The organism is Achromobacter sp. (genome assembly GCF_036567245.1).
Taxonomy (GTDB): domain Bacteria; phylum Pseudomonadota; class Gammaproteobacteria; order Burkholderiales; family Burkholderiaceae_B; genus Achromobacter.
Window position 1 is genome coordinate 23,484 of record NZ_DATCUY010000677.1, and the last position, 13,773, is coordinate 37,256.

A 13,773-nucleotide genomic window follows, 5' to 3' on the forward strand; every position below is an offset into this window, starting at 1 on the left:
GCAGTAAATAAAACCGCACCGGCAGAACCGCTGATTCATTTGCGGTCCTGCCGGTGCGCGATGCATGACATTGTAGTTGACTGTACGGATCAGTCGGCGCGGTAGTTGGGCGCTTCCTTGGTGATCTGTACGTCGTGCACGTGGGACTCGCGCACGCCCGCGGAGGTGATCTCCACGAATTCGGTCTTGGTGCGCATGTCGTCGATGGTGGCGCAGCCGCAGTAGCCCATCGAGGCGCGGATGCCGCCGACCAGTTGGTAAATGATGGCCAGCACGCTGCCCTTGTAGGGGACGCGGCCTTCGATGCCTTCGGGGACCAGTTTGTCGGCGTTGTTGGACGGATCCTGGAAGTAACGGTCGGCGGAGCCGTCCGTCATGGCGCCCAGGCTGCCCATGCCGCGGTAGGACTTGTACGAACGGCCCTGGAACAGCACGACTTCGCCCGGCGCTTCTTCGGTGCCGGCGAACATGCCGCCCATCATGCAGGCGAAAGCGCCGGCGGCCAGGGCCTTGGCGACGTCGCCCGAGTAGCGGATGCCGCCGTCGGCGATCAGCGGCACGCCCGTGCCTTCCAGCGCCTTGGCGACTTCGGAGATGGCATGGATCTGCGGCACGCCCACGCCGGCGACGATGCGGGTGGTGCAGATGGAGCCGGGGCCGATGCCGACCTTGACGCCGTCGGCGCCATGCTCGACCAGCGCGCGCGCGGCGGCGGCGGTGGCGATGTTGCCGCCGATGACTTCAACCTTGGGATAGTTCTGCTTGACCCAGCGCACGCCTTCCAGCACGCCCTTGGAATGACCGTGGGCGGTGTCGACGATCAGGACGTCGACGCCAGCCGCAACCAGCTTTTCCACGCGTTCTTCGGTGCCGGCGCCCACGCCGACCGCAGCGCCCACGCGCAACTGGCCTTGGGCGTCCTTGCTGGCCATCGGGTGTTCGGTGTTCTTGACGATGTCCTTGACGGTGGCCAGGCCACGCAGTTCAAAGCCGTCGTTGACGATCAGCACGCGCTCCAGGCGGTGCTTGTGCATCAGGGACTGCGCCTCTTCCAGCGTGGCGCCTTCCTTCATGGTGACCAGGCGTTCCTGCGGCGTCATGATGTTGCGCAGGGGCTGGTCCAGGTTTTCTTCGAAGCGCAGGTCGCGGTTGGTGACGATACCGACCAGCTTGCGCCCTTCGACCACCGGCAGGCCCGAGATGCCATGCTGGCGCTGCAACGCGATGGCGTCGCGCACTTTCATCTGGGGGGTGACGGTGACCGGATCGATCACGATGCCGAATTCGTGGCGCTTGACGCGGGCGACTTCACGCGCCTGGGCGTCGGCGGACAGATTCTTGTGGATGATCCCGATGCCGCCCTCTTGCGCCATGGCGATGGCCAGACGCGATTCGGTGACGGTGTCCATGGCGGCGGACACAAGCGGGATGTTCAGGCTGATATTGCGAGTGAGGCGCGTAGCCAGGGAAGTGTCGCGAGGCAGGACCTCGGAATACGCAGGCACCAGCAACACATCGTCGAAGGTGAGCGCTTTTTGTACGAGACGCATGGGTAACTCCGGGCGCAAAGCAAGATTATACGCCGCCTGTGTGTTTTGCCTAGGTGTTGACCCTAGGTTCACGGGGATATTTCTATCCGCCGCGGTGGCGGATTGCCGCCTCGCAATATTTTTACCCGGATATATTGACTTGTATTTTTACCCGGATCATAATTCGCCCGCCATTTTCATCCGGACAAAATAATGAACCAACTATCCGTATCCCGCCACACCGATCCGCACACTGCCTTCGCCGGCCACCGCATGCTTGCCACTGGCCCCCTGGCCGACGTGGCGCTCGCCGTCAAACGGGCCATGGACTCGGGCAGCGACGCCGCCATCCTGGTGTTCGACGATCAGACCGGCAAGCAGGTCGACCTGGACCTGAGAGGCGACTCCGCCGCCATCGCGGAACGTCACCGCGCCCGCATCGAGCCGGCGCCCCTGGCCGCCGAAATGCCCGCCGACGTGGCAGCCGACGAGACGCAACCGCGCGGCCGGGGCCGCCCCAAGTTGGGCGTAGTACCGCGTGAAGTCACGCTGCTGCCGCGCCATTGGGACTGGCTGGGCGCGCAGCCCGGCGGCGCGTCCGTCGCCTTGCGCAAACTGGTGGAACAGGCTCGCCGCGACAACGAGGCGCAGGACCGCCGGCGCGAACGCCAGGAAGCCGCCTACCGCTTCATGTCCAGCATGGGCGGCAACCTGCCCGGGTTCGAGGAAGCGACGCGGGCGCTGTATGCCGGCGAACGCGAGCGCTTTGCGCAGCAGATCGCCACGTGGCCCGAAGATGTGCGCGGCTATGCGATGGGCCTGGCATGGGGCGGATCCGGCGACAGTGTCACGAATTGATCCCAACCCCGAATCGGGCGCGGCGCGCACCCGCCGCACGCTTCCCGTCAGGGCCGCGCGCCGTCAGCGCAGCATCGGCCACAACGTCAACGCCAGCAATGCCCCCATGGCAATGTTGAACCACTTCAGGCGTCCGGGCTGCGCGAGGAATCCGCGCAGCGCCACGCCGAAGCCGGCCCACAGCGAAACGCTGGGCAGGTTCACCAGTGCGAACACCAGGCACATCCAGGCCAGCGATATCCAGGGCGCTGCAGCATCGACATAGACCGCCACCGAGGCCAGCGCCACGATCCACGCCTTGGGATTGATCCACTGGAACAAGGCCGATTCCATGAAGGTCAACGGCCTGGTCGACGCCTGGCCGGCGCTGATCGAACGCGACAGCGCGATGCGCCATGCCAGGTACAGCAGGTAGGCCGCCCCGCCCACCTTCAGCGCCACGGATAACGGCGGCCAGGCCTGGAACAGCGCCCCCAGGCCCAGCCCTACCCCTGACAGCAGGGAGGTAAAACCGACGGTGATCCCGAACACCTGGGGCAGCGTCCGGCCGAAGCCGAAGTTCGCGCCCGAGGTCATCAGCATGACGTTGCTGGGGCCCGGCGAAACAGAGGTCACGAAGGCGAACACCGCCAGGGCAAGCAGATTTTCAATGGACAAGACCAGGCTCCGGTGGCACGCGGCGCACGTTTGGCGCCGACGATCAGACAGCGGCATTGTGGGTCCGGGCCGGCCTTATTAATATTGGCGGTTTTGACATCTTTGATAGCGTTCTTGCCATGAAGATCCAGATCCTCGCCCTGGAGGGCGTGTTCGATACCGGCCTGTCCGCCATCCTGGACGTGTTCGCGACGGCCAACGAGCTGTCGCCACTGCTGCCCGCCCCCGTGCAGCCGTTCGAGGCACGGGTAGTCGGCATGCGCCGCAAGGTGCGCACCTCGCAGGGATTTGGCGTGCCCGTTTCGGGCAGCCCGGCCCCGTCGGACCCGGACTGGCTCGTCATCCCGGCCATCGGCTGCAAGATGCCCGAAACGCTGGTACCCGCGCTTGCCCGCGCCGACGTGCGCGACGCTAGCCGGATGCTGCGCGAACGCGGCCCTGGCGCGAACACCGCCGCGGCCTGCATCGGCACCTTCGTGCTGGCGGAATCGGGCCTGCTGGACGGCCACAAGGCCACCACCACCTGGTGGCTGGCGCCGCTGTTCAGGCAGCGCTATCCAGCGGTCGACCTGGAGGACAAGCACATGCTGGTGCGCTCGTCGTCGCTGCTGACGGCGGGCGCGGCCTTGAGCCACATGGACATGGCGCTCTGGCTGGTGCGCCAGGCCAGTCCCGAACTGGCGGCATTGGTGGCGCGCTATCTGATCGTGGACCAGCGGCCGGCGCAATCCGCCTACGTCATCACGGATCACCTGACGCATGCCGAGCCGCTGGTGCAGGGCTTCGAGCGCTGGGCGCGCGCGCATCTTGCGCAAGGATTCTCGCTGGATGCCGCGGCGCAGGCGCTGGGCGCCAGCAAGCGCACGCTGGCGCGCCGCACGCAGGAAGTGCTGGGCAAGAGCCCGCTGTCGTTCTTTCAGGATTTGCGCGTGGAGCGCGCCGCCCATTTGCTGAAGACCAGCAGCCTGTCGCTGGAGCAGATCGCGGCGCAGGTCGGCTACGCCGACGGCGTCACGCTGCGCAACCTGCTGCGCCGGCGCCTGGGCCACGGCGTGCGTCAGATGCGCTGATGTCCCGCACCCGGCCCGCGTGCGCAATGCCGGCGGTGGGCGCGTTCAGCGATATGGGTTTTAATCGGAGATAAGCGGCGGGCGCGCTTTTCGCGCCTGCGCATTTCCACACGGTGCGTCATGGCCATCGCAAAGAACTTCCTGCTCTACGACGGAGACTGCCCTTTCTGCTCGAACTACGTGCGGATGCTGCAATTGCAGAAGGCCGTCGGCCCCATCGATCTGCTGAACATGCGCGACCATCCCGATCTGGCGGTGGCCTACAAGGCGCAGGGCTATGACCTGAACCAGGGCATGCTGCTGCATCTGGACGGCCAGGACTATTGGGGCGCCGACTGCATCAACCGGCTGGCGCTGATCAGCACTGGCAACGATCTGTTCAACAGCGTCAACGCCGCCGTGTTCCGCAACCCCTGCCTGTCGACGGCGCTCTACCCGTTCATGCGCACCGGCCGCAGCCTGGCGCTGACGCTGCTGGGCAAGAAGAAAATGCAGGTGTAGGCGCGCTGCCCCGTCGCCGACCAGACGCGCGGGAATGGCATCTGGTTGAAGACCGTACGCGCTAGGCCGCGCCCACCGCTCTTGCCAGAGGCTCTTCGGCCATTTGCACATCCGCATTGGCGTCGCAGCGACGCCACCCCGATGCCGGGTCGCGCTTGTCGTGGAGATAGTCCCAATCCGTGCCGCACACCGCGCAGGTGAACGCTAGTTGCTGCACGCCCCGCGGCGTCTCCCCAGCTGACCGCACTACGCCCAGGCTGATCAGGTCTTCATGTCCGGGCGCATCGCGCCGGTTCGTTACGATAGCCTCGCATTTTTCGCACGCCCCCATGTCTCTTCCCCTTTCAATATCCTTTCAGCGGATATTACGAAGGGAAAAACGTTTAAAGCTCAGCAATTCTCACCGTTCCGGGGCCGGCCGGCGCTGTAGTTCGGCCACCCCCGGCCGCTGCGTCAGACCAGCGTCACCTTGCCCGTGGCCAGGCTGTACACGCCGCCGACCACGCCCAGCTTTTTCTGCTGCACCATCTCCTGCAAGAGCGGCTGCGCGTTCTTCAGGCGATCGACCGCCATGCGCACATTCTCCTGTACGGCGGCGGCCATCAGATCCTTGGCGCCCGACTTGCTCGCGAGTTCGACGGCGGGCTTGATCGCGTTCACCAGGGCCGGCAGATGGCCCGGGAACTCGGTCTTGTCCTTCCACGCCTTGATCGTCGCGTCCACCGCGCCGCAATTGTCGTGGCCCAGCACCAGGATGAGCGGCGCGCGCAGCACCAGCGTGCCGTACTCCAGGCTGGCCAGCCCGTCTTCGTTCACGAAATTGCCAGCCACGCGCACGATGAACAGGTCGCCCGGGCCTTGGTCGAAAGCCAGTTCGGGCGCCACGCGCGAGTCCGAACAGCCCAGAATGGCGGCGATCGGCTTCTGCTTTACGGCTCGGGCCGCGCGTCCGGCGGAGAAATCCCGCATGTTCGGCTTGTTGGCGGCGTAGCGGGCGTTGCCGGCCATCAGGCGTTTCAATGCCGCGTCAGGACCGATATCGTTTGAGGGCACGGCGGCCTGGGCAGCGCCCAGCCAGCCCGAGGCGCCGGCCGCTGCCATTGCAGCAGCACCGAACAGCAAGCGGCGGCGATTGAAATGCAGGGGATTTGCGCAAGAGGAACAGTCGCACATGAGGCTCTCCTGAAAGACGAACGTCTAGGAAACCAGCGCATGACCATTTTGCCGCTACCGCGACGCCCGCGCCTCAAAAATAAGGGTGGAGGCCCCAGAAAGAGTCTGTCGCAATTGCCGCTTGAGATACACGCACCCCAGGCGTAACGTGGAAGAGCGGCATAAGCCGCGTCACCTGCATAGGTACGCACCATGACGCCCAACACTCCCCACCCCAAACCGGCCCAGGCCGCGCCCGATTCCGGCTCGCCCGACACACACTCGCCCCCGCATGCGGAAAAGGACCGGGCCCGCGCCGACCATCAGCATGAGGAAGCCCGGCGCAAGGCCCTGGTCGGATCCCAGCACAAGGAAAACACGCGCAGCGTCGCCGCGCCGCGCTATCACGGGCACCGCGGCGGATGACGTTCCTGCTGGCTAGATTCCGTAACTTCTTGGAAAAACATCAAACTGCAATAAGCGCCTGAAAGTCGGACCATCACATGTTGGACTTTGGATGGGACCAAAAGCATGAGTCCCGGTCCGGATGCCCTGCCCTGAATGGTTTTCAACGACAGAGGATGCTTATCGTGACTCCTATCAGAAAGACCGCCGCCGCCTGCGCGCTGGGCGCCATCATGACCCTGGCGGCGGCTGGCCAGGCCGCTTTTGCCCAAGCCCAGGCGAACGCCCCCGCGCCCCTGGCTACCGGCCTGACCGATTCCGGCGTCGCCGAAGGCCAGGTGGTCGAAGCAGTGCGCAGCGGCGACATCCTGTCGATCAAGGTGCGGTTCAAGCCCATCGTCATGGGCAAGACGGAGATGCTCTATCCGCAGATCAGCAAGAGCGACTATGAAAACAGCTTCTACGTCGTGGCTGGCAACAAGAAGCACCTGCTGTTGAGAGACAGCAACGACAAGCCGCTGACCAATCCCAAACTGATGATCAGGACCGAGAAGGACGCCCCGATCGCCGGCTCCTGGCAGGGGAAATTCCCCGCCCCGCCCAAGGAGATCAAAGAGGTCTCGCTGACGATACCGAGCGTCGAAACCTTCGACGCCATCAAGATCACCGACCGCTAGCCATGGCCGGCTACCCGGGCTCGTCCACTCTGCTGGCCGCGGCGTTGCTCGCCGCCGCCGGCGGCTCCATGGCGCAGGAGCCACCCTACAAGGCCGAGATCCTGGATCTGCAGGCCACCATCCTGGACCTGAAGGGGCTGCCTTCCGACGCCAGCGGCGGCATCTCGGACCTGAACGCGCAGATAGACGGACTGGCCGCGCGCCACGACGGCCTGTCGGTGCGGCAGGACAAGAATGCCGTGACCGTCGCCATGCTGGGCGACGTGCTGTTCGACTTCGACAAGACCGCCATACGCCCCGCCGCCGAGCCTACGCTGCGGGACATCGCCAGCCTGATCAAAGCCAGCTCGGCGGGCACTGTTGCGATCGAAGGACATACCGATTCCAAGGGATCGGCGTCCTACAACAAAGACCTGTCCCTGCGCCGCGCCCAGGCGGTGGCGCAATGGCTGGCAAGCCACGGCGTGGACAAGGCGCGGCTGACCGTCAAGGGATTCGGCGATACCCAGCCGATCCAGTCGAACCGGCTGGCCAATGGCGCGGACAATCCTCAAGGACGGGCGCAGAATCGGCGGGTGGAGTTCGTGCTGCCCAAGCGCTGAACTGCACGGCGCGGGACCGAGCCTGCGTCAACGGGCCGGGTCTCGCGACTCGTCCGCAACGGCCAAGGCTACGTCCATGCTGACCAGCACCGGCGCGTTGCGCGGCAACTCGCGCACGCCGATGACCGACCGCGGATGCTCGCCCTGGCGCCCGAAAATCGCCACCAGCAGTTCCGATCCGGTATCGGCGATGGCCGATAGCCGCGTGCTGGCGCGCTCGCCCACCTGGAAGAAGTAGTTGACGCGCAGTATCTGCTCCACCGCATCCAGGCTGCCCTGCGCGTGATGGGCGACCCATGACAGCGCATGCAATACACACAGGCGTACCGCCTCGTGCGCCTGCGCTTCGCCGACCCGCTCGCCTATGGCCCCTTGAACCAGCAACTGGTCCGCGCTGAGCTTGGGAATCTGCCCGGCGACATACACCGTGCTGCCATGCCGCAACGCCGGAAGATAGGCGTAGTGCGTGGGCGTGGGCTGTGGCAGGACGAGTCCCAAAGCCTGCAAACGCGCGTCGGCTCCGCTCATGATGCTCCTCAGAGACTGCCGGGCAGGAAGTTGACCTGCTTGGCCAGCGTCGCCCAGCGCTTGTTCTCGGCCGCGACGAAATCGCTGAAGGCCTGGGCTGAGCCGCCCTTGGTGCTGACGCCCTGCTCTTTCAGGCGCGAGGCCACTTCGGGCGACTGCAGCGCCCGGTTGAAATCCTCGTTGAGCTTTTTGACGACCGCCTCGGGCGTCCCGGCTGGAGCGACGATGCCTTGCCAGGACGTGATGTCCATATCCTCCAGGCCGACTTCCTTGTAGCTGGGTATGTCCGGCGCGGAATCTATCCGCTCGGACGACGTGACCGCCAAAGCCCGCAGCTTGCCGGCCTGAACGTGCGGCAGCAAGGTAATCACCGGATCCAGGATCAGGCTGATATGTCCGCCCAGCAGGTCGTTGATGGCGGGCGCGCTGCCCTTGTAGGGAATGTGGGCCATGCGGATGCCGGCCCGCTGCTTGAACAGTTCGCCTGCCAGAAAGGTGGAACTGGACGCCGAGCCGAAGGTCAGCGTATCTGGCTTGCTCTTGGCATAGGCGATGAATTCCTTCATCGTCTTGGCGGGCACGGCGTTGCCGGTAGCAATGATGTAGGGCTGGTCGGCCAGCAGGATCACCGGCGCGAAGTCGCGTGCGGCGGAATACGGCAGACTGCTGTACTGCAATTCGTTGATCGACATGATCGGCAGGTTGGCCAACAGCAGCGTATAGCCGTCCGCCGGCGCGCGGGCCACGAACTCGGCCCCGATGATGCCGCTGGCGCCGGGCTTGTTCACCACCAGCACGGGCTGCTTGACGTCCTGGCCCAGCTTTTGCGCCACGGTGCGCACGACCAGGTCGGCCACGCCGCCCGGCGGGAACGGCACGACGATCTGTATGCTTTTATTGGGAAAGTCCTGTGCGCTGGCGTTGCCGACAGCGCACAGCGCCAGCGTGGCGCACGCAAGGATGCGAATGGCGTTCTTCATGTAAGTGCTCCGAGGTTGCGTCCGGTCAGGGATTGCGGATGGAAGAGATTTGCGTGCCGAAGCTCTGGTCGAAGAAGCGCATCCAATTCCCGCCCATCAGCAGCGCCACGTCGTCCGATGAAAACCCGGTCGCGCGCAAGCCTTGCTCGATATTCTGGAAATCGCGGCTGTCCTGGAACCACTCCGGCTGCGGCGGAAATCCCGGCTGCGCGGCCGAGCCTTCGCCATAATCGATGTTCTTGGTATAGCGGCCCGTGCGCATCCACTGCACCACCGAGTCCGGCTGGTCCTGGCACAGGTCCGAGCCCAGGCCCAGGTGCTCCACCCCCACCAGGTCCGCCGTGCGCGCCACCATGGCGCAGAAATCGTCCAGGGTACAAGCCGACTTGTTCTTGAGATGATGCGGATACAGCGAGAAGCCGAACATGCCGCCCGCGCCGGCCAGCGCCTTGAGTACCGTGTCCGACTTGTTGCGCAGCGCCTGCGCCCAGGCATGCGGATTGGCATGGCTGATGGTGATGGGCCGCTCCGACAGTTCTATCGCTTCCAGCGTAGAGCGTTCGCCCGAATGGCTCATGTCGATGACCAGCCCGACCCGGTTCATTTCCTTGATCACTTCGCGGCCCATGCGCGTGACGCCGCTGTCGACCGCTTCATAGCAGCCCGAAGCCAGCAGGGACTGGTTGTTATAGGTCAGCTGCATGAAGCGCACGCCCAGCGTGTGCACCACCTCGACCAGGCCGATATCGTCTTCGATGGGCGAGGGATTCTGCAGCCCGAAAATGATCGCAGTGCGGCCGGACTCGCGGGCGCGCCTGACGTCGTCGCCGCTGCGCGCCTGCACGATCAGTTCCGGAAAGCGCTCGAACCACCGGTTCCAGCGCTCGATGTTGTGGATCATCTCGCGCAGGTTCTCGTGATAGGCGATGGTGACGTGGACCGCGTCCACGCCGCCTTCACGCAGTTGGCGGAATATCTTTTCGGACCAGTTGCTGTATTGCAGCCCGTCGACGCGTAAGGCGCTTGCGCTCATTGCTTGCTTCCTTGATTGGCAGTGAGCGGTACTGTAGATATTTGGCCGGAATTCAGTCAAACTAAAATTACTTAGTTTTATTTCATTTTTTCTTAAATATGAAGCTTGAGCATTTGCGCATGTTCATGGCCGTGGTCGATGCGGGTGAATTGGCCCAGGCGGGGGATCGTGTGGGCCGCACGCCGGCGGCGCTCTCCATGACCTTGAAGCAGCTGGAATCGGAGCTGGGAGGGCCGCTATTCGAAGGCGAGCGCAAGATCCGCTTGTCTCCGCTGGGCCTCTATGTCCGCGCGCAGGCCCAGCGCGCCATTGCCGAATTCGATACGGCCGTGGCCCATATGGTCCGCTATGCCAGCGGCGCGCTCGGAACCGCCAAGGTGGCCGCCGTGCCCTCGGCGGCCATCCAGCTGCTGCCGCAAGTCATCGGCTCGATGCGCCGGCAGTATCCGCAGGTGCGGGTGGATTTGCGCGACATAGACTCGGCCGCGGTGGGCAAGGCGGTGGCCGACGGAGAGGTCGATTTCGGCATTGCCACGCTGCCGGCGCCCTTGCCCGGCATCGTGACCGAACCCCTGTTCGAAGACCGTTTCGTACTGGTGTGCCCAGCCGGACATGGCCTGACCAAACTGCGACGCGAGGTGCGCTGGAGCGATATCGATGCTGCGGAGTTCATTGCGAATGGCTTGTGCGCCCGCTTCAATTCCCCGGAAGTCGCCGCACTGGTGGAAGCCTCGCTGCTAACGGTGCGCAACACCACTTCCTTGCTGACCTTCGTCGAACAGGGTTTTGGCGTCACCATCCTGCCCGCCCTGGCGGTCACGACAAGCGCAAAATTGGCGGTCGTGCCTCTGGCCGACCAAAGCGCCGTCCGCAGCCTGGAAGTGCTGACCCGCGGCGGTGAAACGCTCAGCCCGGCCTCGCAAGCACTGCTGGGACTCACGCGCAGCGTGGCCGCCGAGTTGGCATTGACCTGGTCATGACTTTTTCAGGACGCCCATGAAATTCGACATCTACGGCAGATTTCAACTGGACATCCAGCGTGTGGGCGCGGCGTGGGCCGTTTACCGTTCCGATGCGGGAAAGCACGTCCCGGCTACGGACCTGGCCATTCCCCCGGAAGTGTCCGCCGACGAATTAGCGGAATACCTGGACGACATCTATCACGAGCTTTCCGGCCCCGGCGACCGGATTTCGCGCATCGGGTAGCGCGAGCGCCCTATTCTTCTTCGCCGTAGCCGAAAGGCCAGCGGCGCTTGTTCGGCTCGGGCGCGGGTTGCTGACTGTGCATGACGGGCTCCTGAGGTTCGATGGGCGAATACTACCGGCATCCGCCAAATCGAACTGCAAAGGTTCGCAAAGATCCCGGCAATCGTGCCGCAAGAGCCCCATCCGTGTTTCTAACACAAGGTAGACGCAGCCCGCATCGGGGCTAGAACGTATGCCATTTCTCGGACCGGCGCGTAGGATTGAAGGCAGCTTTACAAATCGGCTGATTGCAGGTGGTCTGGTCTATAGCCATCGACCTCAATCCGAAACGCGGGTCGGCTATTTGAGCGGATCGCCCCTACAACGCGATGGTGTATGGGGAGAACGTCATGCCAGGTTCCAGCTGGATGTGCGGCAGCGATCCACCGGATCGCCAGGGATTCTTCGAAACCGAATTCAATACGGGCGAGACCGAAGTCACGATGTACTCGGTGCTGGGCTGGATGCCGCCGGCGCACCGTGGCTACGTGGTCAGATGGCGCTGGCTTGATCCAGCGGTGGAACAGGCGGAGATTGAACGCTACCTGTATTGGCGCCGCGAAGGACGCAGCCATTCCTGAACCAACCAGTCTCCCCAAACCTTCCCGCATAAGACGCCCAAAGCCCGCTGCCGCCGCAAGCGGGCTTTCTCTTGCCTGGCGCCCGGAAGTCGGGCGACCGCCGCAAGCCCTTGAAATAACTGAAAGTTATGAAAATCCCTGAGGAAAACCCCATCAGGGAATTTACTTATGCTCTTTAATTATTTGCAAAGCGCATACTTGCCGGGCAAGAATTCGTCCTTGGCATAGATCAATAAAGATGGAACTTCGTCAACTCGAGGCCTTCGCGGCCGTCATGTCCACGGGCAGCGTCACTGCTGCCGGCCGGCTGTTGGGACGCTCCCAGCCGGCGATCAGCCGGTTGTTGCAGGAACTGGAAGCCGAGATCGGCTATCCCTTGTTTGCGCGCAGCGGCCCGCGCGTGACGCCTACCGAGCAGGGCTTCCTGCTGTATGACGACGTCGAGCGCGCGCTGGCGGGCATGCAACAGATCCGCAGCCGCGCCGATGAAATCGCCCGTGGCCAGGCCCAGCCGCTGCTGATGGCCGCCACGTCCGCCCTGGCGGCGGGCCTGGTGCCCGACGCGCTCAAGCGCATCGAAGACCGCATCGGCGCCGCGCGCATCCAACTGCGCAGCGCCTCGCCCGAACGCGTGGTGCACGCCGTGCTGTCAGGCGCCGCGCAACTGGGCGCGACCAGCCTGCCGCTGGAGCATCGCGGCCTGACGGTGCACTGGATCGGGCAAGCCCCCTGTGTGGTCGCGTTGCCGGAAAACGATCCGCTGGCGCAGCAGGCCGTGGTGCCGGTAGCCGCGCTGGCCGGGCGCCGCCTGATCACGATGGCCAACCCCTACCGGCTGCGCCGCCGCCTGGACGCCGCAATGGCGCATAACGCCCAGGCGCTGGGCACCATGGAAACCAATTCGTCCGTCAACGCCCTGGCCGCCGTGCGCGCCGGACTGGGCGTGTCGGTGCTGGAACCGATCACCGCCTACGGCGCCCCCATGCCGGGCGTGGCGATCCGGCCCATCGACCTGGACATCCCCTTTTTCTTCGGGGTCATCACCCCGCAGTCGCAAACGCCGACGCCAGCCTGCCAGGCCATGGTCGACGCGCTCGCCCAAGCCGCCGCGGCCCTGCTGCCCGGCTTCGCCCTGCACGACGCCGCCGAACATTCGGCGCTGCTGCAGTCGATCTATGGCGACGACGCCCCTCTTACGGAATCCCCTGCTATATGAATCAGCCCCTAGCCACCCCGCCGCAAGGCCTGGCCGCGCTGGAAGCGCGCTTGCGGCAAGACCTGTCCTGGCTGGAAATCCCCGCCAAGAACTGGGTCACGCCCCGTCTTGTCGACGGCCAGCCGGTACTGGACGTGGCCGTGATCGGCGGCGGCATGGCCGGCCTGGCCGCGGCAGCCTCGCTCAAGCATCTGGGCATCAACGCCCCGATCTTCGACCAGGCGCCCGAAGGCTATGAAGGTCCCTGGGCCACCACGGCCCGCATGGAAACCCTGCGCTCGCCCAAGCAGCTGACCGGTCCCGCGCTGGGCCTGCCGGCGCTGACCTTCCGCGCCTGGTTCGAAGCGCAATTCGGCTCCGAAGAATGGGAAGCGCTGGACAAGATCCCGCGCCTGCAATGGATGGACTACCTGCGCTGGTACCGCCGCGCGCTGGACCTGGACGTGCGTAACGAGCACCGCATCCTGGCCGTGCTGCCGCGCGCCGACCAACTGGTGCAGCTGGACATCGAATCCCCCGCCGGACGCAGCACGGTGCTGGCGCGCCGCGTGGTGCTGGCGACCGGACGCGACGGCCTGGGCGGCGCTTATGTGCCTGAATTTTCGAAGAAGCTGCCGCGCAACCGCTGGGCGCATTCGTCCGACGTGATGGACTACGGGACGCTTGCCGGCAAGCGCGTGGGCGTGGTGGGCGCGGGCGCCTCGGCCATGGACAGCGCCGGCACCGCGCTGGAAGCCGG

18 protein-coding genes are annotated in these 13,773 nt (G+C 65.0%); 11 read left to right on the top strand and 7 right to left on the bottom strand.

The window, feature by feature from the left end; genetic code table 11:
* Positions 1–89: 89 nt before the first annotated feature.
* A complete protein-coding gene (gene guaB / locus VIR09_RS28990; protein ID WP_332016011.1) occupies positions 90–1,550 on the bottom strand; it encodes an IMP dehydrogenase in 1,461 nt (486 codons plus the stop codon).
* Positions 1,551–1,742: 192 nt separating this feature from the next.
* Between guaB and VIR09_RS28995 the strand changes: the two genes are divergently transcribed.
* The gene (locus VIR09_RS28995; RefSeq protein ID WP_332016012.1) at positions 1,743–2,387 is read left to right on the top strand and encodes a DUF2239 family protein; all 645 of its coding nucleotides are present in this window, start codon (positions 1,743–1,745) and stop codon (positions 2,385–2,387) included.
* A gap of 63 nt (positions 2,388–2,450) precedes the next feature.
* Here the strand turns inward: VIR09_RS28995 and VIR09_RS29000 are convergent, their stop codons facing one another.
* Positions 2,451–3,044 (bottom strand): LysE family translocator, encoded by a 594-nt coding sequence (locus VIR09_RS29000; RefSeq protein WP_332016013.1) that lies wholly within the window; start codon positions 3,042–3,044, stop codon positions 2,451–2,453.
* A gap of 119 nt (positions 3,045–3,163) precedes the next feature.
* Here VIR09_RS29000 and VIR09_RS29005 point away from each other — a divergent pair, with 119 nt between their 5' ends.
* Positions 3,164–4,114 (top strand): GlxA family transcriptional regulator, encoded by a 951-nt coding sequence (locus VIR09_RS29005; RefSeq protein ID WP_332016014.1) that lies wholly within the window; start codon positions 3,164–3,166, stop codon positions 4,112–4,114.
* 120 nt (positions 4,115–4,234) lie between these two features.
* Positions 4,235–4,615: a DCC1-like thiol-disulfide oxidoreductase family protein gene (locus VIR09_RS29010; RefSeq protein ID WP_332016015.1), complete on the top strand. Its 381-nt coding sequence runs from the start codon at positions 4,235–4,237 to the stop codon at positions 4,613–4,615.
* Positions 4,616–4,676: 61 nt separating this feature from the next.
* Here the strand turns inward: VIR09_RS29010 and VIR09_RS29015 are convergent, their stop codons facing one another.
* Together VIR09_RS29015 and VIR09_RS29020 are read right to left on the bottom strand one after the other, a co-directional pair.
* Positions 4,677–4,832, bottom strand: a complete 156-nt coding sequence (locus VIR09_RS29015) for a hypothetical protein (protein WP_332016016.1) — start codon at positions 4,830–4,832, stop codon at positions 4,677–4,679.
* Positions 4,833–5,068: 236 nt separating this feature from the next.
* Positions 5,069–5,788, bottom strand: coding sequence for a carbonic anhydrase (locus tag VIR09_RS29020; protein WP_013394375.1), 720 nt, complete (start codon positions 5,786–5,788; stop codon positions 5,069–5,071).
* Positions 5,789–5,980: 192 nt separating this feature from the next.
* Here VIR09_RS29020 and VIR09_RS29025 point away from each other — a divergent pair, with 192 nt between their 5' ends.
* From VIR09_RS29025 to VIR09_RS29035, 3 genes are all read left to right on the top strand, one after another.
* Positions 5,981–6,193: a hypothetical protein gene (locus tag VIR09_RS29025; RefSeq protein ID WP_332016017.1), complete on the top strand. Its 213-nt coding sequence runs from the start codon at positions 5,981–5,983 to the stop codon at positions 6,191–6,193.
* A 155-nt stretch (positions 6,194–6,348) separates the two neighbouring features.
* Positions 6,349–6,849: a hypothetical protein gene (locus VIR09_RS29030; RefSeq protein ID WP_332016018.1), complete on the top strand. Its 501-nt coding sequence runs from the start codon at positions 6,349–6,351 to the stop codon at positions 6,847–6,849.
* Positions 6,850–6,851: 2 nt separating this feature from the next.
* Positions 6,852–7,451: an OmpA family protein gene (locus VIR09_RS29035; RefSeq protein WP_332016019.1), complete on the top strand. Its 600-nt coding sequence runs from the start codon at positions 6,852–6,854 to the stop codon at positions 7,449–7,451.
* Between the two features lie 27 nt (positions 7,452–7,478).
* Here VIR09_RS29035 and VIR09_RS29040 read toward each other — a convergent pair whose 3' ends face one another.
* From VIR09_RS29040 to VIR09_RS29050, 3 genes are read right to left on the bottom strand one after another with little or no spacing between them, the layout of a single operon-like run.
* Positions 7,479–7,979, bottom strand: a complete 501-nt coding sequence (locus VIR09_RS29040; protein ID WP_332016020.1) for a RidA family protein — start codon at positions 7,977–7,979, stop codon at positions 7,479–7,481.
* Positions 7,980–7,987: 8 nt separating this feature from the next.
* Positions 7,988–8,959, bottom strand: coding sequence for a tripartite tricarboxylate transporter substrate binding protein (locus tag VIR09_RS29045; protein WP_332016021.1), 972 nt, complete (start codon positions 8,957–8,959; stop codon positions 7,988–7,990).
* Positions 8,960–8,984: 25 nt separating this feature from the next.
* Positions 8,985–9,992: a membrane dipeptidase gene (locus VIR09_RS29050; protein ID WP_332016022.1), complete on the bottom strand. Its 1,008-nt coding sequence runs from the start codon at positions 9,990–9,992 to the stop codon at positions 8,985–8,987.
* A gap of 98 nt (positions 9,993–10,090) precedes the next feature.
* Between VIR09_RS29050 and VIR09_RS29055 the strand changes: the two genes are divergently transcribed.
* The 5 genes from VIR09_RS29055 to VIR09_RS29075 form a co-directional block, all read left to right on the top strand.
* Positions 10,091–10,972: a LysR family transcriptional regulator gene (locus VIR09_RS29055; protein ID WP_332016023.1), complete on the top strand. Its 882-nt coding sequence runs from the start codon at positions 10,091–10,093 to the stop codon at positions 10,970–10,972.
* 16 nt (positions 10,973–10,988) lie between these two features.
* Positions 10,989–11,198 (top strand): DUF7661 family protein, encoded by a 210-nt coding sequence (locus VIR09_RS29060; RefSeq protein WP_332016024.1) that lies wholly within the window; start codon positions 10,989–10,991, stop codon positions 11,196–11,198.
* Positions 11,199–11,587: 389 nt separating this feature from the next.
* On the top strand, positions 11,588–11,818 hold the full coding sequence (locus VIR09_RS29065) for a hypothetical protein (protein WP_332016025.1): 231 nt from the start codon (positions 11,588–11,590) through the stop codon (positions 11,816–11,818).
* Between the two features lie 238 nt (positions 11,819–12,056).
* Positions 12,057–13,034 carry a LysR family transcriptional regulator gene (locus VIR09_RS29070; protein WP_332016026.1) on the top strand — a complete coding sequence of 326 codons (978 nt, stop codon included), beginning with the start codon at positions 12,057–12,059 and terminating at the stop codon, positions 13,032–13,034.
* Positions 13,031–13,773: NAD(P)/FAD-dependent oxidoreductase (locus VIR09_RS29075; protein WP_332016027.1), on the top strand; the 743-nt coding region annotated here is incomplete at its 3' end. The genes VIR09_RS29070 and VIR09_RS29075, both read left to right, overlap by 4 nt.

Excerpts from the sequence above, each read along its gene's own strand:
- guaB (WP_332016011.1), bottom strand. The coding sequence starts at position 1,550 with ATGCGTCTCGTACAAAAAGCGCTCACCTTCGACGATGTGTTGCTGGTG.
- VIR09_RS28995 (WP_332016012.1), top strand. The coding sequence starts at position 1,743 with ATGAACCAACTATCCGTATCCCGCCACACCGATCCGCACACTGCCTTC.
- VIR09_RS29005 (WP_332016014.1), top strand. The coding sequence starts at position 3,164 with ATGAAGATCCAGATCCTCGCCCTGGAGGGCGTGTTCGATACCGGCCTG.
- VIR09_RS29010 (WP_332016015.1), top strand. The coding sequence starts at position 4,235 with ATGGCCATCGCAAAGAACTTCCTGCTCTACGACGGAGACTGCCCTTTC.
- VIR09_RS29020 (WP_013394375.1), bottom strand. The coding sequence starts at position 5,788 with ATGTGCGACTGTTCCTCTTGCGCAAATCCCCTGCATTTCAATCGCCGC.
- VIR09_RS29025 (WP_332016017.1), top strand. The coding sequence starts at position 5,981 with ATGACGCCCAACACTCCCCACCCCAAACCGGCCCAGGCCGCGCCCGAT.
- VIR09_RS29030 (WP_332016018.1), top strand. The coding sequence starts at position 6,349 with ATGCTTATCGTGACTCCTATCAGAAAGACCGCCGCCGCCTGCGCGCTG.
- VIR09_RS29035 (WP_332016019.1), top strand. The coding sequence starts at position 6,852 with ATGGCCGGCTACCCGGGCTCGTCCACTCTGCTGGCCGCGGCGTTGCTC.
- VIR09_RS29040 (WP_332016020.1), bottom strand. The coding sequence starts at position 7,979 with ATGAGCGGAGCCGACGCGCGTTTGCAGGCTTTGGGACTCGTCCTGCCA.
- VIR09_RS29045 (WP_332016021.1), bottom strand. The coding sequence starts at position 8,959 with ATGAAGAACGCCATTCGCATCCTTGCGTGCGCCACGCTGGCGCTGTGC.
- VIR09_RS29050 (WP_332016022.1), bottom strand. The coding sequence starts at position 9,992 with ATGAGCGCAAGCGCCTTACGCGTCGACGGGCTGCAATACAGCAACTGG.
- VIR09_RS29055 (WP_332016023.1), top strand. The coding sequence starts at position 10,091 with ATGAAGCTTGAGCATTTGCGCATGTTCATGGCCGTGGTCGATGCGGGT.
- VIR09_RS29060 (WP_332016024.1), top strand. The coding sequence starts at position 10,989 with ATGAAATTCGACATCTACGGCAGATTTCAACTGGACATCCAGCGTGTG.
- VIR09_RS29065 (WP_332016025.1), top strand. The coding sequence starts at position 11,588 with ATGCCAGGTTCCAGCTGGATGTGCGGCAGCGATCCACCGGATCGCCAG.
- VIR09_RS29070 (WP_332016026.1), top strand. The coding sequence starts at position 12,057 with ATGGAACTTCGTCAACTCGAGGCCTTCGCGGCCGTCATGTCCACGGGC.